Here is a 21,541-nt window from a genome sequence, read left to right on the forward strand (position 1 = left end):
TTCTCGGCGGTGATCACCGCGACGTCGTCACCGTGGCAGGCCAGGTGATCGACGAGCCGTTCGAACATCATGGCGCCGTCATCGGCCGTCGCGTTGGCGGTCACCGAACACGACGGCGGCACCGGTGACGTGGATGCGGACCTTCGCGTGGACCGCGGGCGGCGCGACGCTGTGCTGGCGGACGGTGATCGGGGCGGCGTCACCGCCGAGGTCAACGGTGAGCAGGACGTCGTGGCCGCGGAACTCCGAGTCCAGGACCGTCGCCATGCCGTCGCCGAGGTCGTCATCGGAGACGGCCGTGGCCTCCAGTTGTTCCGGGCGAAGCATCAGCGTGCCGCCGCCGTCGGGTACGGACCCCCGGACCGGCAAGCGACCCAGCGCGGAGGTGGCGACCCCACCGGTCACCGTGCACGGCAGGAGCACGCAGTCCCCGAGGAACTCGGCGGTGAAACGGTCATTGGGTTCGCGGTAAACCGCCTGCGGGGTACCGACTTTGGTGAACAGGCCGTTGCGCATGACCGCGACCTGGTCGGCGATCGACAGCGCCTCTTCTTGATCGTGGGTGACGATCAGCGTAGTGACACCGGCATCGGAGAGCAGTGTCGCGACGGCCTTGCGGGTCGACGCCCGCAGTCCGGTATCGAGGGCGCTGAACGGTTCGTCGAGGAGCATGAGCGCGGGTTGGCGGGCGAGAGCGCGGGCCAGAGCCACGCGCTGCTGCTGCCCACCGGAGAGTTCATGGGGGCGGCGCGCGGCGTAGGACTCGTCCAGGGAAACGGTGGCCAGTAGTTCGGCGACGCGCTCCGAGGAGCGCTTGCGGCGGCCGGACAACCCGTAGGCGATGTTCTGGCCCACGGTCAGGTGCGGGAATAGCGCGCCGTCCTGTGCCACGTAACCCACGTCACGGCGGTGCGCGGGGGTGCTGCTTGCGGCGGCGGCCACCTGGCGTCCGGCGATGGAAATCGTTCCGCCGTCCGGGTTCTCGAAGCCCGCAACCAGACGGAGCAGTGTGGTCTTGCCACAGCCGGAGGCGCCGACGACCGCGGTGATGGTGCCCGCGGTCACGCCGAGGTCGATGCCGTGCAGCACGGTGTGGTTGCCGAAGGACTTGACCAGACCGGTGACGTCGAGCGCGTTGCCGGTGGCGCCGTTGTTGTTGGTCATAGCGCGGCCGCCCTGCTCGACTGCTGAAACAGCACGACGGTGACCGGGACCGCCAGCACGACGAGCAACAGGGCATACGGTGCGGCGCCGGCGTAGGCCAGTTCGCTCGACAGCGACCAGAACCGCATCGCGAGGGTGTTGGTGCCCGTCGGTGCCAGCAGCAGGGTGGCGGTCAGCTCGGTGGCCACGGCGACGAACACCAGCGAGGCGCCCGCGGCGGCCGCGGGCGCGGTGAGCCGCAGCGTGACTCGCCACAGCGTGCGGGTGGGCGACACGCCCAGCGAGCGCGACGCCTCCTCCAGTGTCGGGGGCACCTGGGCCAGACCCGACCGCAGGTTCACCATCGCGCGCGGCATGAACATCAGCACGTAGGCCGCGAGCACCAGCGTCGCCGTCTGGTACAGCGGCGGCGCGAAGCGGATCGCCACGGTGACGAGCGCGAGCGCGGTCACGATGCCCGGCATCGAACTGGTCACGAAGTTCGAACCCTCGACGAAGCGGGCGAAGAACCCGCGGTGGCGCACCGCGATCCAGGCGAACGGGAAGGCCAACGCCGTCGTCAGCGCCGCCGCCCCGGCGGCCAGCGCCACGGTCTGCACCGTCGACGGCACGATCTCGCCAAGCGTCCACACGTCGCTGCCGCCGATCCACAGCCACCGCACGATCGTCCACACCGGAACGCCCAGGGCGAGCACGGCCAGCGCGCCCAGCGCGGCTGAGGCGGGAAAGGTCATGGCGCCCAGTGGATGTGGCAACGAGACCCGCTGCGCGCCGGATCCGAGTCTGGCGTAGCGGGCGTCGCCGCGCACCCCGGCCTCGCTGACGAGCAGCACCAGGCACAGCAGCATCAGAACGCCCGCGAGCGTGCTGCCGGCCGCGCCGTCGAACGTGGCCTGAAACTGCTCGAAGATCGCGGTGGTGAACGTGGAGAAGCGCAGCATGGCGAACGCGCCGTACTCGGCCAGCAGATGCACACCGATGAGCAGTCCGCCGCCGAGGACGGCGAGGCGCAGCTGCGGCAGCACCACGCGCCGCAGCACCGCCGAAGGGCTCGAACCGAGCGCGCGAGCGGACTCCTCGATCGCCGGATCGAGGCGACGCAACGTCGCGGCCGCGGGGACGTAGACGAACGGAAAGTACGACAGCGACGCGACCAGAATGCCCGCGCCGAAACCGTGCAGGGTCGGGACGACGCTGACCCAGGCGTAGCTGTTGATGAAGGCGGGCACCGCCAAGGGGGCGACGAACAGCGGTCGCCAGATCGCCCGGCCCGGGACGTCGGAGCGTTCCACCAGCCATGCCGCACCGACGCCGAGCACGATGCAGATCGGCACCGTGACGACGACGAGACCGACGGTGTTGATGAACAGTTCGAGCACCCGCGGCCGTGCGAGGAGTTCCCAGACCCGCCTAGGCCCCAGCGACACCACCGACCAGGCGACGTACCCGATCGGTACGAACGTCGCGAGGACCAGGAGCGCGACACCGGCTGTCATGACCGGTCCGGGCCGGGTGGCGGTCGCCCGGCCCGGCAGGGCGGATGGCGATAGGGCGCCGGTCAGCGCCGCGTCGACCGCGGGCGCGTCGGTGGTGACCACGTCACACGCTCATTTAGAGCAGGCCCGCCTTCGTCATCAGGTCGGTGACCTTCTGCGCGTCGAGGCCCGACGGGTTGACGGTGGGTGCCTGCAGGTCGGCCAGCGGTACCAGCGCGGGGTTGGCCGGCACGCCGCTGGCGACGGGGTATTCGTACGAGGTGCCCTTCTCGAGCACTTCCTGGCCGGCCTTGCTGGTGACGTAGGCCAGGAACTTCTGCGCGTCGTCCTTCTTCTTGCTGGAGTTCAGGATGCCGCCGCCGGAGATCGAGACAAAGGCGCCGGGATCCTGGTTGCGGAAGTAGTGCAGCGCGGTGTTGCCCGAGATCTCCTTGGTCTGCGACTGATCGCGGAACCAGTAGTAGTGGTAGATGATCCCGCCCTCGACCTGGCCGTCGTTGATCGCGCGCAACGTGGCGATGTTGTCGGAGTAGATCTCGGCGTTCGCCTTCATGGCGGACAGCCACGCGCTGGTGGCCTGCTCACCGGTCAGTTCGAGCATGGCGGCGACGATGGCCTGGAAGTCGGGCTTGACCGGCGGGGCGCCCCAGCGGCCCTTCCACTCGGGCTTCTCGAGATCCATGATCGACCGGGGCAGCTGAGCCTCGGTGAGCTTGGTCTTGTCGTAGGCGAACACGGTGGTGCGGGCGGCGACGCCGGTCCACTTGCTGGTGGTGGGGCGGAACTGCGGCGGCACCTGGGAGATGGTGGACTTGTCGACGTCGGCGAACAGGCCGTCCTTCTCGACGGCGGCCATGGCGGGCGAGTTCTCGGTGAGGAACACGTCGGCCGGCGATGAGCCGCCCTCGGCGATCAGCTGGTTGCCCAGTTCGGTGTCGCCGCCTTGGCGGTAGGTGACCTTGATGCCGGTCTCCTTGGTGAAGCCCTCGATCCACTCCTTGGTCAGCGACTCGTGCTGCGCGTTGTAGATCAGCAGACCATTCTCCTCGTTTGAGGACGACGAGCAGGCAGTCAGTCCGACGGCGAACGCGACAACGGACACCAGTGCGGCGATGCGACTCCTACGGGCAGACATCGACCGACCTTTCTGTAAGGAGAGGATTGCCTAAGGCAACATACCCTGCCCGCTGTCGGCGGTAGACCCTACCGCCCCAGTGCCCCGCTCACCTGACCGCCACTACTGCTCGGGAACCAACCCCACCGCGGGCCTGGCCCGATAGGGCCGTCCGCCGCGACGAAACGTCTTCAATGCCGCCCCTTACACCGGTTGAGGATTCATCTTCCTGCAGAGCACCGGGTCTCAGTTCTAAACAAACGCGACGGTCTGGTTCCTGTTCTCACGTCAGCGGCAGGCGTTGGTTAGCTGCGCGACTGTCGTCGCCGGAACGCATTGGTCAGCTGGGTGACTGTCGGCAATCCACTCACGCCGCCATCGGTCTGGTACAACCGGCACGCCAACACTTTCACCGGCACCGCATCGTCAAAGGCGTCTGTGCCGTCGACGAGGATGGTTGGAGAGCCTGCGAACGGTGAGGCCGCCGCCTCTTCGTCGGTAGTGACCCGCCGGTACGCGATCTCGACGTCTGCAAATCCTGCTGCTGCTGCCGCCGCACGGGTACCGGCTTCCTGCCAATTCGGGCACCCGTCGAAGTAAACAATCTCCACTCTCATCTGATTGAGTGTGCAACACGTGACGAGCGGCAAAGGCTTCACATTCCTCCTACGGATCGTGTCCGCACGATTCCTGTCTGTTGTCTCGGTTGCAGACAAACGAGAGATCGCCTAGCCCGTTACACGGCGCTGCGTCGCCCGCGGTCGCAGTGTCTCGTTTCCTGTCTCGAGCGCGTGTCTCACATTGGCGCTGGTCGTCGTGTTGGGACTGCCGGCCGCGGCAAGCTCAACAGTCCGCGCCCGCATCTTCGTGGTCTCGTGCCGCTACGCATCTGGGCTGTTGACGAGTGCCGAGACGACTTCCCACCCCACACAGTCTTGCCCAAGCACTACGTACAGCCGTGCTCGATCGACCACCGAGTCCATCGCTGACATATCTGCGGGACGGTGAATGAGCAGCAGCGCGCTCACGACAGCTCCGAGCAACCATGCCCGGGAGATGTCCACCCCCTGGGTGAACACGGAAATTGCCGAATGACGATCTACGTAGCAAGGCCGTAGGATGGACCCACGTGAGTTCCTGAAGCCAGCAGGGGGCTCCACGACGCAATTCAGCCAGAACGCGGAGGACCACCATGCCATCAGCCGACAGGAACGTCCGAACGTCGGCCGCTCAAACGCCGGCTTATGATCTGCGGTCGTCGCCGAAACCTGAACACTCGGCAGTTGCGTCCGATAGCGCAAGACGTCTCGTGATTTACCTGCCCCATAGAGGTTTTGGCCGATACCTCAGGGCACTCGCTGCAATGATCGTCCTCGCCTTGGCGGCCACTGCGTGCGCCGGCGGCGCTCCGTCGCCGGCGCCGCCAGCGCCGGCACAGGTCATCTCCGACAAGGGTGACCCGTACTCGAACCTCTTGGAGCCCACGCTCGAAACGTCGACGACCGACGGTGCCGTCGGGGTGGAGGTGGACTCTCCGGTCACCGTCCGTGCCAGCGCGGGAGTGTTGGGCGCGGTCAGCCTCATCAACGACAACGGCAAAGCAGTCGCCGGCAAGCTCAGCGGCGACGGGCTGACGTGGGCGACGGCGGAGCCGCTGGGCTACAACAAGCGCTACACGTTGCGGGCCGAAGCACGCGGATTGGGCGGCGTCACACAGGACACGGTGACGTTTCGGACCAGCTCGCCCGAAGACTTGACCATGCCCTACGTGCTGCCCAATGACGGCGAAGTGGTGGGAGTCGGTCAGCCGGTGGCGATCCGGTTCGACGAGAACATTCTCGACCGGTCGGCAGCGGAGAAGGCCATCACCATCACGAGCCAACCCCCCGTCGAGGGCGCGTTCTATTGGCTTAGTGACCGTGAAGTCCGTTGGCGGCCCAAGGATTACTGGAAGCCAGGTACCGCCGTCGTCGTCGCAGTGGACACCTACGGAGTCGCCCTCGGCGACGGCCTCTTCGGCCAGGACGACGTCACCTCGCGCTTCACCGTGGGCGACGAGGTCATCGCGACCGCCGACGACACCACCAAGACGTTGACCATCCGGGTCGACGGTGCAGTGGTCAAGACGATGCCGATCTCGATGGGCAAGAACAGCGCGCCAACCGACAACGGCACCTACGTCATCGGTGATCGCTACCGCGAACTCGTCATGGATTCTTCCACGTACGGTGTCCCGGTGAATTCGGCGGAGGGCTACCGCCTCGAAGTCGAGTACGCCACCCAAATGTCATACAGCGGCATCTACGTTCACGCCGCACCCTGGTCGGTGAACAGCCAGGGCCGAAGCAACGTCAGCCACGGCTGCCTCAACGTCAGCACCAGCAACGCCCAGTGGTTTTACGACAACACCAAGCGCGGCGACATCGTCCAGGTCCTCAATACCGTGGGCCCGACGCTGCCGGGCACCGACGGCCTAGGCGACTGGAACATTCCCTGGGACCAGTGGCAGGCCGGGAACGCGATCAGCCCAACCCAGCAGGGGTGAGGTTCAGGGTTTGGTCAGCGCGTAATAGGCGTATCGGGCGTCCAGCCGGTTCCGAGGAACCAGTGTGATCAGCTTCGGTATCAGGCCACAGTCGATCGTCCGCAACCAAAACTCGTCGATACCAAAGGTCGTCATGTTGGCCAGGTTTCGACGGTAGTCGCGTCGATGGCCGCGCGTACGGCGATCCGCGGTCCGGTACTTCACCTGAATGAAGGCCAGTCCACCGCTGACCAACAACCGCTCGGCGATCCGAACGATGCGAAGCGCCTCCTCCGGGCCTGCAGTGAGTTCGAGGACGTAGAGGCACACGAACGTGTCGCAGGATCCTTCGCGGCCGTCCACGGCCCGCTCGGGATTCTCGATGTCGACGTGCACCGGTTCGACGGGGGTCTGGCAGACCGCCCGAACTTGTCGCACGCACTCCGTGACACTCTCGGGCGCGACGTCGGCGGCAAGGAATGTCGAGGCGATGGGCGCGAACGCGACGGCGTTCGCACCGCCGCCGCAGCCCCATTCGATCACCCGACCGGGACTGGACGGGAGGTCGAGTCCCGTGGCGAACCGGTGAAAGATGTCGAGATGGTCTCGACCAACCTCCAGCCACGCCTCCTCGCCAAGACCGTTGCGCCAGTGAGAGTCTAACGACCAAGCATCGCCCGACGACGCGGACCAGTAGTTGCGTGCGTCGGCGATCCTGCGAGGAATCCCCTGCGCGGGCACGGCCCGACCGGCGGCCTTCAAAATTTTGCGCACGACGGGCACCTAGTACCGGCGCGCGTTGTGGAACGGCGACGAATCCACCGGCGCGACGCGAACGGGGGTGCCGTAGGTCGAAGCGTGCACCATCATTCCGTCCCCGATGTAGATCCCCGCATGCGACACATCGGAGTAGAAGGTCACGATGTCGCCGGGTTGCAGGTCGTCTCGCGAGACGGGCTGACCACCGGTGGCGAGCGACTGACTCGAATGCGGCAGCGACTTACCGGTCTGCTGGAACGCCCACATGATCAGACCCGAGCAGTCGAACGCGTTCGGCCCAGAACCACCCCACGAGTAGGGGGAGCCGATACGGGTCAGGGCCGCTTGGACGACCGCCGCGTTCCCGGACCCCTCACCCAACGGGGGCACCGCGTCGGGGGCGGTGACCTCACCCGGTGGTAGACCGTCGATGGGTGGCACGACCTCACCACCGGCCAGCACGTCAGGCCCGGGCGCCGATACGACGACTGGCGGTGGCAGGGCCGCCAATGCGGACTGCTGGTCAGGGGTAAGCGCGTCGTATCTAGACTTGACCAACGCGATCTGCGACCGGAGTTGACTCTGCTTGGCCTGCAATTCGGCGCGGACGGCGCGGGCGTGCTCTGCGGCGGTACGCGCCTCGGAAGCCGAAGCTGCCGAGGCCCTTTCAGCGGTATCGGCCCGTACTCGGGCCTCCCGGAAGCGGCGCATCGTCGTCGCCATCTCAGTGCCCATGGCGTTCTGCACGGCAAGGTGATCGATCAGCTGTTGCGGCGAGTTCGCGGTCAGAATGCCAGTCAGACCGTCGGTGGGTCCGCCCATGTATTCGGCTGCCGCAACCTCGTCGACGGCGGTCTGATAAGTGTCGAGTTCTCCCTGCGCGACCTTCGCAACGGCGAGATCGCCGACATTCCTTCGCTCGGCGACGTCCTCCGCTGCCACCGCCGCATCAAGGCTGAGCTGGGCCGAATGCATGGCTTCGGTGGTCTGCTCGGCCTCGCGCGACAGTTCGTTGAGCTGGGCCAGCGCGTCGGAGGCGGGGTCGGCTCGCACGTCGGCAGCGATGACCCCGGTGGAGAGGATGAGCATCGCCAGCAAGGCGGCAACGAGACGATGAGATATCGCGGTCAGGCCGTTCACCATGGCGAGGGCACGCAAGCCAACGCGGTGTCGCGCGTTGTTCTGCATCAGATCTGCCAGTCCTGGGTGCCGTCGTTCTGGTTGGAGGACCCGATCGAGATCGGGGCCACTCCTGTCGCGGCAGCGATCAGCGCGCGCATGAACCGCGGCATCCCCATGACCTCCAGTTGAGAACGTCGGTCGACGCCGAGGCCCGTCGACCCAGACTCACTGCCTACGACTGGCTTCGTCTACATCGGCGGTGGGGGCGGCGGTGGTGGCATCGGCATCGCCATCGGCGGGCAGCAGCCCGTGGCAGCGGCGGCAGCCATCGCGTCACAACACGCGCACATTGCAGGATCCATGGTCATGACCTCCGTTGCCGAACCCTGACCAAGAACCTACGCACTAAAGCAGTACGTCGCAACACAGTAGATGCGATCCGGCGACTAGTCGCGCAGAGAACGGCTCCAGATCGCCTTAGCCAGCGGATGTCACCTCGTGGCAAGACGGTAGCCGCTGCCGCGCACCGTCGACACGTGTCGGGGGGCCGCCGGGTCATCACCGAGCTTGCGGCGCAGCCCACCGATGTGCGCCTCGACAAGCGCCCGACTGATCGGACGCGAGTCGCCCCACACCGCCGCCACCAGCTGCCGCCGGGTCAGAACGACACCGGGCCGCGCCGCCAGTGCCGCCAGCACGTCGAACTCGATCCGAGTAAGCGCCAACGGAACCCCATCGGAATGTGCGCGGCGGCGCGGAACGTCGATGCGCAGACCGTTCGATACCCGCGACGGACGCCTTACCACCGCTTCGGGCACCGTGTCCGGCGCCGAACGCGTCGGGCGCATCATGGCGCGCAGACGTGATACGAGTTCGCGGGGACTGATGGGGTCGGCGATGAATACGTCCGCCGCAACCGGTGCCCCGATCGCATCAAGGACGCGTTGACGCGCCGAGAGCACCACGACATAGGCACTGGTCACTGAGCGCAATTGGCGACAGACTTCGAACGCGTCGAGTCCTGGGACCGCCAAGTCGAGCACGATGACGTCGGGGTCGTTGTCGACCGCCGACTGGACCGTGTCCACGACGCCGGTGGTCATGTGAACGACGAACTGCTCCCGCTGCATGAAGTAAGCGAGGCTTCCCACCACGGGCCGGCGGTCGTCGACGACCACGGCCCGAAGGCGACCCGATCCCGGGATCGGCTCTGCCGAGGGACACTGCGCCACCTGAGTCACACCGGCCGCCAATGCGCGCGCGATCCAACACATTTGGGTAGCCACTGCAATGTTGGAGGCGCAGCTGTCGGGCTCACTGTGGACCGCCAGGGTTCTGGTTCGCAATGTCGGTGATCGGCAGGTTGCGAGCAGGCGCGGGCGACGGCGTTAGCGGAAGGGCGGGGATCTGGTCGGCGGGGATGTCGGCGAGGTCGTGGGCCGGTGGGCCGTTGACCCGACTGCCGTAGCTGCTCCCAGGCTCACGGGGGCCGAGCAGATGGCCGACGGTAACCAGGTGATAGCCGTTGGCCTTGAGCACCGGGATGAACTGCTCGACGAGGTCCACGGTGCTCGAGTGGGTGTCGTGCAGCAACACCACCGAGCCGGGGGTGATCTGGGTCATCAGCATGTAGCGCGTGGCGTCGGTGTTGGAGTCGTTGATCCAATCAAACGGGATGACGTCCCAATTGATGTCGGCCAGCCCCTGCCGTTTCGCCTCGGCGAGCACCGCGTCGTTGATCAAGCCGCCGGCGGTCCGCAACAGGACGGGTGCCCGACCGGTGGCGGCGGCAATGGCCGAGGTGCCCTTGGAGAGTTGATCGGGGATGTCTTGCACCGGAACGGTGGACATGTTGGCGTGTTCCCAGGTGTGGTTGCCGATCTCCATCCCGGCGTCGGCGATGCGTCGCGCGCTTGCCGGGTCGGCGGCGACCTTGTTGCCTACGAGGAAGAAGGTGGCCTTCGCGTCGTCGGCGGTCAGCACGCGAAGGAGCCGGTCGGTGAACGGGGTGGGTCCGTCGTCGAAGGTCAGTGCCACGCACTTGGCGTGGGTGCAGTCGACCGTGTCCGGATCGGCGGATCGGTTCTTCACGGCCACGACCATCAGCGCTCCGGTCAGCGCGACGACCGCGACCACGGCGGCCACTGGTAGCCACCTGATTCGATGCGAGCCGATGTACCAGGGCCCGTCGTCACGCCGTGTCATCGGATGCCTTCCTGTCCGTGGATTGCCGCGGTGCATTCAAATGTGTCCGCGTTCGGGGTGACACCCGGGTGGCTCTGCTCAGGTCGTCATGATCGAGACCTACTGGCACCGTGCTCACGTCGCGTAGTCGACACTGGTCATCATGCCAGCCTCTTGGTGATACGTGTTGTGGCAGTGCATCATCCAGACGCCAGGATTGTCGGCGACGAACGTCGTGCTCACCGTTTGCCTCGGTAGCACGATCGCGGTGTCCTTGCGGGCACCCAGGCTTCCGTCGGGCCGCATGATCTGAAACGTGTGTCCGTGCAGGTGCATTGGATGCCACATCGTCGTGGAATTGCGGAAGGTGAGGCTGACCCGTTGACCCTGCTGAACCGTCATGGGTTGAGCGTCGGGGAAGGTGACCCCGTTGATCGACCAGTCGTAGCTCATCATGGACCCGGTCAGCTCCGCGGTCAGGGAGGTGTCGGGCGCACCGGCGGGAAACGATGCGGCCTCGGTGGCGACGAACATCGCCGCCGTGCCGACGCGGCCCGCCATCTCGGGTGGCTGATATCCGGCGTCGGGTCCGGCGCCCGCACCGGTGGACAGCAGGGCGCGCGCCACCCCGTTCTTCCCCTCGGGCATGGCCACGAGCGCGAAGACACCGTCGCCGGCGGTGACGATCGCGTCGTAGCGCTCACCCATCCCCAATAGCACCGCGTCGACGTCGGCCGGGACGACCGGATATCCGTCGGTGTGGGTGACCGTCATGGAGTGGCCGGTCAGTGCGACCCGGAACGCGGTGTCCGACCCGGCGTTGATCATCCGCAGCCGGATTCGTTGCCCAGGCGTGGCGGTGAACACCGTTGCTGCAGAGGGGATTCGGCTGTTGATCAAGTAGTAGGGATAGTTCACGTCCCCGGCGTCCCCGCCGAGCAACGGGCTGGTGCCCACGCCCTCCATCGCGGGCATCGCACCCATGCCCGGCATGTCGTCGTGCGCCGCGGACCCTCCGCCGGACAGATCACGCCAAATCTGCTCGGGCGTCTTGCCGATTCCGTCGGTCCAGTCGTCGAGTACGACGATCCACTCGACGTCGTAGTCACCCCGCTCGGCGGGGTCGTCGACGATGAGCGGTAGGTATAGGCCGGTGTCGGCGTCGAGGCCGGTGTGGGGGTGCGCCCAATACGTTCCGGGATGGGGAACCGAGAAGCGGTAGGTGAAGTCACCTCCCGGCTCGACGTTGGGGGTGGCTGGGGTGGCACCGTCCATGTCGTTGCGCAGAGCGATGCCGTGACAGTGCAGTGACGTCGGATGGGTGAGCCGGTTGACCAGCGTGATGGCGAGTTCGTCACCGACGTCGGCGCGAATGAGCGGGCCGGGGAGGTCGGTGCCGTAGGCCAGTGTGCTGGCGCGGGTACCGCCCAGGTCGAGGACCGCGGGCTTCGCGGTGAGTGTCGTCGTGACCGTGCGTCCGGTGTGCGGCCGCGCAGCCTCGACGGTGTCGATGTCGGCCTGCCTGGTGGCTGTGGGATCAGGCGTCCTGGCGCAGCCGGACAACACGATGCCACCGGCGATGGTGGCGCTGGCGGCGAGGAGTTCCCGCCGGCTCAGCTGGAGCCGATGCGGCGTGCGTCGGGTCATGGCAGGTGCCGTTTCGGATGTGTGCTGGCCACGTGTCGGCCGCGGGGCATCCGGCCATTCTGCTGCGTGTTCCTGTGTGTCATCAGTATTCGATGAGCCTGGTGGCATACGGGGTCATTCCGCTGGTCCGCACGGGGGAGATCTTGACCGTGGACCCGGTGTAGGGCGCCTCCAGCATCTGGCCGTCGCCCAGGTACATGGCTTCGTGCTGGCTGGCGTTGGGCCCGTAGAAGATGAGGTCACCACGGCGCATCTGCGAGGACGGGATCTTGCGGCCGGCGTCGTACTGCGATCCCGAGTAGTGGTCGAGCTTGATGCCCACCCCTGCGAAGGCATACAGGTAGAGCCCTGAGCAGTCGAAGCCCACCGTTCCCGCGCCCTGGTCGATGCCGTTGGACGGACCGTTGGCGTTCCCTCCACCCCACGAGTACGGCACGCCGAGCTGTGACATCGCGCGACGGATGACGTATTCGGACGCTTGCCGTCCGTACACCCGCGGGATGCGCCCATTGGTGATCCCGGGATCGACGGCCGCGCTGGCCTGCGGCAGGATCCCGATCGTCGTCAGGAACTGGCGGCCCAGGTCAGCGGTGAGTTGCGCTGACGTGGACGAGATCTGAAGCACCATGTTGATGATCGCGACGGGATCACCGGCGACGTTCGCGCTGGGCACCATGGGCAGCGTGGTGTCCCACTGCCCGGTGCCGGAGGGCGTCGCAGCCTCGGAATCGTGCGGGGCCGCCCGGTCCCAGCCGGCGGCGGCAGTGGGTACGGCGGGCGCCCCCATCGCCGTCCCGGTGCCGCTCGACGTCACCGTCCCGCTCGCCGTCGACCGCGTGCGGGCGGCATCCAGCCGGGCCCGGGCCGTTCGGCGCTGCTCGGCGACACGATCCACCTCGGCCTGCTGGGCACCGAACTGCCGTTGAGCCTCGGACAACGTCGTGACCGCGGCGTCCATGCTGGTTCGGGCCCGTGCCGCAGCCTCGTCTGCGCGTTGCCGAGCCGCCCGAGCCGAGGACTCCTCGTTCACCGCTAGGGTGCGCGCCCGCGCGAGGTCCGCCCTGGTCTTCTCGACGCTGATCTGCAGCGCCTGGCCCGTCCCCGCGGCACCGATGACGTCCTCGGGACTGGCCGCCGTCAGGTAGGAATCGGAGGGGCCGTTGACGTAGGCCGCGACGGCGAAGGTGTCGAACCGCTGCTGCGCGGCGGCGATGGCAGTGTTGGCCTCCCGCACGGCCAGCTGGCTGGTCTCCACGTCGCGGCGTGCCGTCTCGGCCGCGTCGCGCGCGGTCTGGACTTCGGCGATCGCCTTGTTCACGCCTTCCTGGCGATCCTGAATGTGGGCACCGAGTTGCTGCAACCGTTGATCCGCCTCGGCTACCCGGACGATCAGGGCGGTCACCGTGTCCGCACCCCCGGCGACGGGTCCCGGTTCCCCGCGCGCGGGGGCGGGCGCGCTCATCGAGGTCACCGCGAGCGCGGCGGCAGCGACCACCGACACGATGCGGCCCAAATGCCGACTGATTGCCATCCGCCTGTGGTCTCCCTACGACTCGAATCGCGCCCACGTCCCTGCGCGATGCGCCCGCGCATCGCATCACCCGTCGTACTACGTAACGCGGTAGTACGTAGTTAGGCAGTACGTTGTCGGACCGTACATCACTCGGGACCCAGGTGTAACTCCCGTCACGAGTGATGGGCAGAGCTGTAACGGTTTCGAGACATTGGCGCGCCGCAAATTGGCGCACCGCTTTTCGGGGCCTAAGTTGGCTGCATCAGTCCGACCTCGCAGCCGGTGCGAGACGTCGCAGTCCAACCGCAGGAGCGTGCCGTGCGAGTTCGAGGTTTCGGAGAACTCGAGGCCGTCGTGATGGACCGAGTGTGGGACCGCGACGACGTGTGCACCGTCCGCGACATCTTCGACGAACTCGCCGCAGACCGGGTGATCGCCTACACCACCGTGCTCTCCACGATGGACAACCTGCACCGCAAGGGGTGGCTGGAACGCGAACGGGTCGGCAAGGCCTACCACTACCGTCCCGCGATGACCCGCGAAGAGCATTCCGCCAAGTTGATGCGCAATGCCTTCGAATCCGGCGGGGACACCAACCTGGTGCTGTCGCACTTCCTCGACCAGATGAACGACGCCGAATCAGCGCAGGTGAAGACCACCCTTCGCCGCTTCATCAACCGCCGGGCAAGCTCGTGAGCGTCGCGGCGGGTCTCCTGCTGTACGCGGCACTGATGAGTTGGTGGGGGCCGCGCGTGCTGGCCAAGATCACCACACGCGGAATCAACCCGCTCCTTGGCGTGACCGCCTGGCTCACCGCGATCATCGGCGTCCTGGGCGCCTGGGCGGCAGCGATGATCGTGTTGGCGCTCGACGCCATGGACGCCCTCTCCAACAGCGTCGTCGGGACGATGTGTCTGGAGATCCTTGGCCACCTCGGCCAGATCGACATGTCGCGCCCCGTCGCGGCGACCATTGCCGTCACCCTCATCGGCACGTCCCTGGCGTTGTCGATCGTGTTCGGCCTCCGCATCATCAGAACGCTGCGCACGCTCCGAACGACCAGCCACAAGCACGCGATGGCAGCCCGCGTCGTCGGCCGACCCACCCCATGGCCCGACGTGTTCGTCGTGAACGCCGACCAGGCCGCGGCCTACTGCGTATCCGGACGTCCGCGCGCCATCGTCGTCACCAGCGCGGCGCTGGCAAGCCTCGAAGACGACCAATTGGCCGCAGTGCTGGCCCACGAATACGCGCACCTGACCGGTCGCCACCACCAACTGTTGATGGTGTTGCGTGCCGCCGCCGCCGGACTACCCTCGCTGCCGCTGCTGGCCGCCGGGCCCGACGCCATATCACGGCTACTAGAGATGAACGCCGACGACAACGCGGCTCGCCGCCACGGCCGACACCCACTGCTGTGTGGCATGGCAGCGCTCGTCGGCCGGCCCACGGTTCCGGCGGCGGCCCTCGGCGCAGCCCACACCGCCGTGCTCGACCGCGCAGCCCGACTGGCGACGCCCCCGCCTGCCGGTGTGCGGTGGCGCGATCGGGCCACGCTGTGGACGGCGATCAGCGTGACCATCGCCGTCCCGATCTTCACCAGCGCGCTCTGCCACCACTGACGGAAGCCCCCGCTCGCTGAGGGACCGAAGACCTCACCCCGTGGCGTCGGAGCGTTCCAGTACGTACACCGCATCGCTCGATGCGGCGTAACCCGTGCCGTCCGGCCCCGAGGTCAATGCCTGCACCGCGCCGACACGGCCTCCCTTGTCCCACGCGTCGCCGTCCGCGCTAGACCAGACGTATCCCGCGCCGTCGACGCCCCACAGACCGCGACTGGTGCCGCTGATCAGAGCCAGCGGCGGCGCGGCGGGCATCGCGGTGAACGACCGCCCGCCATCGGTACTGCGCGCCACACCATCGGGGGTCACCGCCCACACCCCTGACGGTGTGATGGTCAGTGCGCCCACCGCGACCTCGGCGCCTGTGGTCCACGTGACCCCACCATCGTTCGACGTCTGCAGTCCACGGCCATCGGAGGCCACCAACGACGTGCCATCGGTGGCCAGGACGTGAAAGTCAGTCGAACCGGACCGAGATTGGGTCGTCCATGTCTGGCCACCATCGGTACTGGCTCGCAGTCCCAGCGGGTTCGGCGCATCACTGGACGGACCGGGGTGCCCGGACGACACCAGGTCATCAGTGCCGGAGGCGCCGCCCAATCCCATGAAGTCGTCATCGGAATCACCGACCCGCGCGGTCGCGCCCGTAGCAACGTCGATCGAGAACAATCCGCTGTGCGTTCCGGCCAGCAACGTTCCACCCCTGTTGACGTGCAAGCCGTGCAGATGGCTGAGCGGAGCATCCAGGGGCACCGACACCGACGTGGTGAAACCCGCTTCGGCAGAGGGGGATTGCGGATTCGAGCAGGCCGCGACCGCCACAGTCAGTGCGCACGCCACAACCGTCGCGGCGAGCCGGGCAATCACCGTCATCCGACACCCCGCCCATCGCCGGCTGTCGGTGAAGTGGACGAGTTCATCGGGTCTGAGCATCCTGCATTCGGCGATTCACAACCGCCACTCTATACCCCTGCGGGGTATGACTTCCGGTGCCGACTATGCTGGCAGTCGTGATGACCGTGCGTGGGGTGGCACCGCTGCCCGCCGTCGCGCGACTCCTCCTCCTGGTGGCCCTGCTAGGCGGAATCATCACCATGCACGCCGTGGCGTTCACGCTCGGCCACGACCACGACGCGCAGCCCGCGATGGCAGCGACGAGCCAGCACCACACCACCGGTGGGCACGCCGCCCCGGCGCCCGCACCCTGTCACGGTGACGATTGCGGCCAGCAGCACACCGGGCTGCATGGCTGCGTCTTCATCATGACTGCCATCGCGATCATCGCCGGTCTGGCGATGCTGTGCTGGATCGGAACCCGCCACGCAGTGCTCATCGCGCCGAAGATCCGGCGCGCCCACCGCCGCCGTCAGCGTGCACCGCCCTGGACCGTGCTTTCCCTGCACCAACTGTCGATTCTGCGGGTCTGACAGGTAGTCACATGTGGCCGCTCACGACGAGCAGGTCACCCATGGACACCTGTTCACATCACCCAGTCATCGACATTCGTAAAGGAAAGCAGTCATGTTCAGTTCCACCATCGCCATCAAGTCCACCGTGCTCGCCGCCGCCGTCGCGGCGGCCCTGACCGTTGCCGGCTGTACCGACACCGCATCCGACACCTCGGCATCCCCGACCGTCTCCAGTTCCACCGCGACGAGCGGATCGATGCCCGGAATGGATCATGGCGGCTCGTCGGCGTCAGCGGCGCCGAGTGCTACTCGCACCGACTTCAACGACGCCGACGTGATGTTCCTGCAGATGATGTACCCCCATCACGCGCAGGCCGTCGACATGGCCAAACTGGTGCCGAGCCGATCCCAGAATCAGCAGGTCATCACTTTGGCTCAGAACATCGAGAAGGCTCAAGGGCCCGAGATGACGCAGATGACCGGCCTGCTCGCGAGTTTCGGCAAGCCCGCGCCGTCGACGGAGATGTCCGGTCATGACATGCCAGGGATGATGTCCGCCGAGCAGATGACCAACCTGACGGGGCTGTCGGGCAAGGCGTTCGACCAGGTGTGGCTGCAGATGATGATCGACCATCACAGCGGCGCCATCGACATGTCCAACACCGAGCTGCGCGACGGCACCAACCCCGATGCCAAGAAGCTGGCCCAGGCCATCATCGCCAATCAGCAAGCGGAGATCACCCAAATGCGGGGACTGCTCGGGAGCTAACCCTCGGCGACCGACGAGGGGTGCTCGGCGGACAACCGTCCGCCGAGCACCCTGCGGCCCGTGTCTTCGAGCCTGACGACGGCACCCATGGGGCGCAACTAGCCGGTGATCGCTCGACCAGGCCAGAAACCACGATCACACCTGCCCGTCTCAACGGCTTCCCACGTATCAGTCGAGCGCGCACCGGAAATCGAGCCAGCGGTTCCTCAGGTAACCCCGGAATTCCACGTCGCTGAACGCCGCACGCCGCCACCGGCTGCCCGTCACCCTTGACGACTCGATACCCCTTAGGGGTATAGTCAGTGTCATACCCCCTGGGGGTACACGACGAGAACGGATCATCCCATGGAACACGCCGCACCCGGATACCTCCAGTCCAAGGACGCCCACCTCAAACGCCTCAGCCGCATCGAAGGACAGGTTCGCGGGTTGGCGCGGATGGTGGAGAACGACAGTTACTGCATCGACGTCCTCACCCAGATCTCGGCCGCCACAAAGGCCCTGGAATCCGTGGCGCTCGCGCTGCTCGACGAGCACCTCACCCATTGCGTCAGCGCCGCGGTCCAACAAGGCGGCGACATCGCTGATCAAAAAATCAGCGAGGCGTCGGCGGCCATCGCCCGCCTCGTCCGCTCCTGACCAAAACCGTTCTCCCACAACCCGCTTCACCACAAGAAGGACGTCGCATGACCAACCTGGACCTACGCGAACCGCTGCCGCTGCTACAAACCGAAGACGGCAGCTGCGGGTGCTGCGCGCCCCACACCACGTCCGTCCCGACAACTCCGGCCACGGGAACCCGGGACAGCACCGTCACCGCGTTCGCCGTCACCGGAATGACCTGCGGCCACTGCGTCATCGCCGTGACCGAAGAAATCTCCGCAGTCCCCGGCGTCACCGACGTAGCCGTCGACCTGAAACCCGGCGCTACGTCGACGGTGCAAGTCACCAGCACTGCCGGCGTCACCGGTGAGCAGATCGCCGCCGCCCTCGACGAAGCCGGCGACTACCACCTCACCACCGACTGACCACTCCAGCCGGCACCCGCGTCTCACAGGAAGGGACAAGACATGAGCACCACCGAGCACATCGCGGCTCCGTCTCATCCGCGCAGTATCGAGCTGTCGATCGGCGGCATGACCTGCGCGTCGTGCGCGGCCCGGATCGAAAAGAAACTCAACAAACTCGACGGCGTCAACGCCACCGTCAACTACGCCACCGAAAAGGCCAAGATCAGCTACCCGGACTCCGTGGAGCCCGCCGATCTGATCGCCACCGTCGCGGCCACCGGCTACACGGCAACCGCACCCACCACGACATCCCACGAACCCGACGCCGACGCCGTGCAGACTGCACCCGACGAGACCGCCGCATGGCGCACCCGCCTGCTGGTCTCGCTCGTGCTGACCATCCCGGTCGTCACGTTGTCGATGATCCCGATCCTGCAGTTCACCAACTGGCAGTGGCTCGCCCTGACGCTCGCCTCACCCGTCGTGGTGTGGGGCGCACTGCCGTTCCACCGCGCCGCCTGGGCCAACGCCCGTCACGGCGCCGCCACCATGGACACCCTGATATCCCTGGGCGTCGGCGCCGCCTACCTATGGTCACTGTGGGCGCTGTTCTTCGGACACGCCGGCATGCCCGGCATGCGCATGTCATTCACCCTCCTGCCCGACGCAGCGTCGGGTGCCGAACACATCTACCTCGAAGTCGCCGCCGCCGTCACCGTCTTCATCCTGGCCGGCCGCTACTTCGAAGCACGCGCCAAGTCACGGTCCGGAGCCGCCCTGAAGGCTCTCCTCGACATGGGCGCCAAGGACGTCGCCGTGTTGCGCGGCGGCACCGAAACCCGCATTCCCACAGCACAACTCGCGGTCGGTGACCTGTTCATCGTCCGACCCGGCGAGAAGATCGCCACCGACGGGGTCATCACCGAGGGCGCCTCGGCGGTCGACGCCTCGATGCTCACCGGCGAGCCGGTGCCCGTCGAAGTCCGCCCCGGCGACCACGTCACCGGAGCCACCGTCAACGCCGGCGGTCGACTCGTCGTGGAGGCCACCCGCATCGGCGCCGACACCCAACTCGCCCAAATGGCGAGACTCGTCGAGGACGCCCAGAACGGGAAGGCCTCTGTCCAGCGACTCGCCGACCGGGTCTCGGCCGTCTTCGTCCCCATCGTCATGGCCCTCTCGGTGGCGACGCTGGCCACGTGGCTGGCCACGGGCCACCCGGCCACCGCCGCATTCACCGCCGCAGTCGCCGTCCTGATCATCGCCTGCCCCTGCGCGCTGGGCTTGGCGACACCGACCGCCCTGCTCGTCGGCACCGGCCGCGGCGCCCAACTCGGCATCCTCATCAAGGGACCACAAGTCCTCGAATCCACCCGCCGCGTCGACACCGTCGTACTCGACAAGACCGGCACCGTCACCACCGGGCGGATGAGCCTGATGGGCGTTCACCCCGCCGATGGAGAAACCGCCGCACAGGCCCTAACCCTCGCCGGAGCACTCGAAGACGCCTCTCAGCACCCCATCGGCCATGCGATCGCCGCGGCCGCCGCACCCATCGACGGCACGCCGCTGCCCCCCGTCGAGAGTTTCAGCACCCACGACGGCCATGGCGTCAGCGGTGTCGTCGACGGGCACGCCGTGCTCGTCGGGCGGCGCAGCTGGCTCACCGACGATTGGTCGCTCACCACCCCCACAGTCCTGCTCGATGCCGCCGAGGCAGCCGAGGCACTGGGCCACACCCCGGTGTGGGTGGCCTGGGACGGAGCGACGCGCGCGGTGATCGTCGTCGCGGACACCGTCAAGGACAGCTCGGCCGACGCGATCAGTCAGCTCCGCCAGCTCGGTCTGCGCCCCTTCCTGCTCACCGGTGACAACCGGCGCGCCGCCCACGCCGTTGCCGCCCAAGTCGGCATCGACGCCGCCGACGTCATCGCCGAAGTCCTGCCGGCCGACAAGGTCAACGTCGTCAAGGACCTGCAGGCCCGGGGGCACATCGTGGCGATGGTCGGCGACGGCGTCAACGACGCGGCCGCACTCGTACAGGCCGATCTGGGTCTGGCCATGGGAACCGGCACCGACGTCGCCATCGAGGCGTCGGACCTGACGTTGGTCCGCGGCGATCTGCGCGCCGCCGCGGACGCGATCCGGTTGTCCCGAGCCACGCTGAAGACCATCAAAGGCAACCTCTTCTGGGCGTTCGCCTACAACGTCGCCGCCCTACCGCTCGCGGCGCTGGGACTGCTCAACCCGCTCATCGCCGGGGCCGCCATGGCGTTCAGTTCGGTCTTCGTGGTCTGCAACAGCCTGCGACTGCGCCGCTTCGCCACCACCGCCAACAACCAAACCCCGGCGCCCGCCACGCGTACCACGCCCCCGCGTACCCCAGCCACAACCACCACCCGGTAGGTGCTCGCCGTTGACGCTGTCATGACCGAGCCGCCCTGGCAGGGATCGGCGCTCCTGCGTCCCGGCGTGCTGGCGTTCACCGGAACCATCGGCGTCACCGACCCCCACGCCCATCACGCCGTCCAGATCATGACCGCACCCACCGCGATGACCATCGTGGACGGCAACGGCGCCCACCACCGCGGCACCACGGTCATCGTGCCCGCCGACGCAGCGCACCGGATCGACACCGGTGCCGCACGGGGCGCCCTGGTGTTCCTAGATCCCGACTCCACCGCTGGCCGCGCAGCCCATTACCGCAGCGTCCACCACGGATGGACCAGCGGATCCGTCCTCAGCCACACCCGTGAGCCCACTCTGGGCGCCGTCGTGGCCGACCTGATCAGCCAACTGACACCCGTTCTCGCCGGGCCGGTCCCACAACGACACCCCGCCGTCCTCGCCACGCTGGACCTGTTGACGACTGCCACCGGCCCCGGCGCGGTGCGCGGCACCGAGGTGGCCGCCCAGGTCGGCATCTCGGCCAGCCGGCTGACGCACCTCTTCACCGAACAGGTCGGAATCCCGTTGCGCCGCTACGTATTGTGGCGACGACTGCACATCGCGATCACCCGGGTCCAAGCCGGCGACGATCTGACCGACGCCGCCCACGCCGCCGGCTTCGCCGACAGCGCCCATCTCAGTCGAACGTGTCGCGACACCTTCGGATTACCGCCCTCACTGCTGAGCAGGCACATACGTTGGGACATCGACACCAGGGTCTAGCCGAAACGTTCAAGCCCGAACACCCCGGTGGCGCCGA

At 67.3% G+C, this 21,541-nt stretch carries 20 protein-coding genes; 9 read left to right on the forward strand and 11 right to left on the reverse strand.

Annotated features, from left to right (window positions below; genetic code table 11):
- Positions 1 to 78: 78 nt before the first annotated feature.
- From B1790_RS23655 to B1790_RS23670, 4 genes are all read right to left on the reverse strand, one after another.
- Complete coding sequence (locus B1790_RS23655) at positions 79 to 1,164, reverse strand: ABC transporter ATP-binding protein (protein WP_079925728.1); 1,086 nt, start codon at positions 1,162 to 1,164, stop codon at positions 79 to 81.
- Positions 1,161 to 2,660 (reverse strand): iron ABC transporter permease, encoded by a 1,500-nt coding sequence (locus B1790_RS23660; RefSeq protein ID WP_233165291.1) that lies wholly within the window; start codon positions 2,658 to 2,660, stop codon positions 1,161 to 1,163. Before B1790_RS23660 ends, B1790_RS23655 begins: the two co-directional genes overlap by 4 nt.
- A gap of 115 nt (positions 2,661 to 2,775) precedes the next feature.
- Positions 2,776 to 3,795 (reverse strand): iron ABC transporter substrate-binding protein, encoded by a 1,020-nt coding sequence (locus B1790_RS23665; protein WP_079925729.1) that lies wholly within the window; start codon positions 3,793 to 3,795, stop codon positions 2,776 to 2,778.
- Between the two features lie 284 nt (positions 3,796 to 4,079).
- Positions 4,080 to 4,391 carry an alkylmercury lyase gene (locus B1790_RS23670; RefSeq protein WP_079925730.1) on the reverse strand — a complete coding sequence of 104 codons (312 nt, stop codon included), beginning with the start codon at positions 4,389 to 4,391 and terminating at the stop codon, positions 4,080 to 4,082.
- A gap of 746 nt (positions 4,392 to 5,137) precedes the next feature.
- Between B1790_RS23670 and B1790_RS23680 the strand changes: the two genes are divergently transcribed.
- Complete coding sequence (locus B1790_RS23680; protein WP_079925732.1) at positions 5,138 to 6,319, forward strand: Ig-like domain-containing protein; 1,182 nt, start codon at positions 5,138 to 5,140, stop codon at positions 6,317 to 6,319.
- A gap of 3 nt (positions 6,320 to 6,322) precedes the next feature.
- Here B1790_RS23680 and B1790_RS23685 read toward each other — a convergent pair whose 3' ends face one another.
- The 6 genes from B1790_RS23685 to ripA form a co-directional block, all read right to left on the reverse strand.
- Complete coding sequence (locus B1790_RS23685; protein ID WP_079925747.1) at positions 6,323 to 7,072, reverse strand: bifunctional 2-polyprenyl-6-hydroxyphenol methylase/3-demethylubiquinol 3-O-methyltransferase UbiG; 750 nt, start codon at positions 7,070 to 7,072, stop codon at positions 6,323 to 6,325.
- Between the two features lie 9 nt (positions 7,073 to 7,081).
- Positions 7,082 to 8,200 (reverse strand): peptidoglycan hydrolase RipC, encoded by a 1,119-nt coding sequence (gene ripC / locus B1790_RS23690; protein WP_079925748.1) that lies wholly within the window; start codon positions 8,198 to 8,200, stop codon positions 7,082 to 7,084.
- Positions 8,201 to 8,670: 470 nt separating this feature from the next.
- The gene (locus B1790_RS23695; protein ID WP_233165287.1) at positions 8,671 to 9,465 is read right to left on the reverse strand and encodes a response regulator transcription factor; all 795 of its coding nucleotides are present in this window, start codon (positions 9,463 to 9,465) and stop codon (positions 8,671 to 8,673) included.
- A gap of 28 nt (positions 9,466 to 9,493) precedes the next feature.
- A complete protein-coding gene (locus B1790_RS23700; RefSeq protein WP_079925734.1) occupies positions 9,494 to 10,384 on the reverse strand; it encodes a polysaccharide deacetylase family protein in 891 nt (296 codons plus the stop codon).
- 114 nt (positions 10,385 to 10,498) lie between these two features.
- Entirely contained in the window at positions 10,499 to 12,010 is a 1,512-nt protein-coding gene (locus B1790_RS23705; RefSeq protein ID WP_079925735.1) for a multicopper oxidase family protein, read from the reverse strand.
- An 82-nt stretch (positions 12,011 to 12,092) separates the two neighbouring features.
- On the reverse strand, positions 12,093 to 13,541 hold the full coding sequence (ripA, locus tag B1790_RS23710) for an NlpC/P60 family peptidoglycan endopeptidase RipA (protein ID WP_079925736.1): 1,449 nt from the start codon (positions 13,539 to 13,541) through the stop codon (positions 12,093 to 12,095).
- 300 nt (positions 13,542 to 13,841) lie between these two features.
- Here ripA and B1790_RS23715 point away from each other — a divergent pair, with 300 nt between their 5' ends.
- Both B1790_RS23715 and B1790_RS23720 read left to right on the forward strand, forming a co-directional pair.
- Positions 13,842 to 14,219: a BlaI/MecI/CopY family transcriptional regulator gene (locus B1790_RS23715; RefSeq protein ID WP_079925749.1), complete on the forward strand. Its 378-nt coding sequence runs from the start codon at positions 13,842 to 13,844 to the stop codon at positions 14,217 to 14,219.
- The gene (locus tag B1790_RS23720) at positions 14,216 to 15,145 is read left to right on the forward strand and encodes a M56 family metallopeptidase (RefSeq protein ID WP_079925737.1); all 930 of its coding nucleotides are present in this window, start codon (positions 14,216 to 14,218) and stop codon (positions 15,143 to 15,145) included. Before B1790_RS23715 ends, B1790_RS23720 begins: the two co-directional genes overlap by 4 nt.
- A 33-nt stretch (positions 15,146 to 15,178) precedes the next feature.
- Here the strand turns inward: B1790_RS23720 and B1790_RS23725 are convergent, their stop codons facing one another.
- Positions 15,179 to 16,078, reverse strand: coding sequence for a F510_1955 family glycosylhydrolase (locus B1790_RS23725; protein WP_233165288.1), 900 nt, complete (start codon positions 16,076 to 16,078; stop codon positions 15,179 to 15,181).
- 80 nt (positions 16,079 to 16,158) lie between these two features.
- On the opposite strand from B1790_RS23725, the gene B1790_RS23730 reads away from it, so the two are divergent.
- The 6 genes from B1790_RS23730 (at position 16,159) to B1790_RS23755 (ending at position 21,504) form a co-directional block, all read left to right on the forward strand.
- Positions 16,159 to 16,572 (forward strand): DUF6153 family protein, encoded by a 414-nt coding sequence (locus B1790_RS23730; RefSeq protein ID WP_233165292.1) that lies wholly within the window; start codon positions 16,159 to 16,161, stop codon positions 16,570 to 16,572.
- Between the two features lie 94 nt (positions 16,573 to 16,666).
- Positions 16,667 to 17,323: a DUF305 domain-containing protein gene (locus B1790_RS23735; protein WP_198952102.1), complete on the forward strand. Its 657-nt coding sequence runs from the start codon at positions 16,667 to 16,669 to the stop codon at positions 17,321 to 17,323.
- Positions 17,324 to 17,668: 345 nt separating this feature from the next.
- Positions 17,669 to 17,962 carry a metal-sensitive transcriptional regulator gene (locus B1790_RS23740; protein ID WP_056547365.1) on the forward strand — a complete coding sequence of 98 codons (294 nt, stop codon included), beginning with the start codon at positions 17,669 to 17,671 and terminating at the stop codon, positions 17,960 to 17,962.
- Positions 17,963 to 18,009: 47 nt separating this feature from the next.
- Positions 18,010 to 18,351 (forward strand): heavy-metal-associated domain-containing protein, encoded by a 342-nt coding sequence (locus B1790_RS23745; RefSeq protein WP_079925740.1) that lies wholly within the window; start codon positions 18,010 to 18,012, stop codon positions 18,349 to 18,351.
- 42 nt (positions 18,352 to 18,393) lie between these two features.
- Positions 18,394 to 20,739 carry a cation-translocating P-type ATPase gene (locus tag B1790_RS23750; protein WP_079925741.1) on the forward strand — a complete coding sequence of 782 codons (2,346 nt, stop codon included), beginning with the start codon at positions 18,394 to 18,396 and terminating at the stop codon, positions 20,737 to 20,739.
- 21 nt (positions 20,740 to 20,760) lie between these two features.
- Complete coding sequence (locus B1790_RS23755) at positions 20,761 to 21,504, forward strand: helix-turn-helix transcriptional regulator (protein WP_079925742.1); 744 nt, start codon at positions 20,761 to 20,763, stop codon at positions 21,502 to 21,504.
- Positions 21,505 to 21,541 lie beyond the last annotated feature (37 nt).

Source organism: Mycobacterium sp. AT1, assembly GCF_002043095.1.
Taxonomy (GTDB): Bacteria; Actinomycetota; Actinomycetes; order Mycobacteriales; family Mycobacteriaceae; genus Mycobacterium.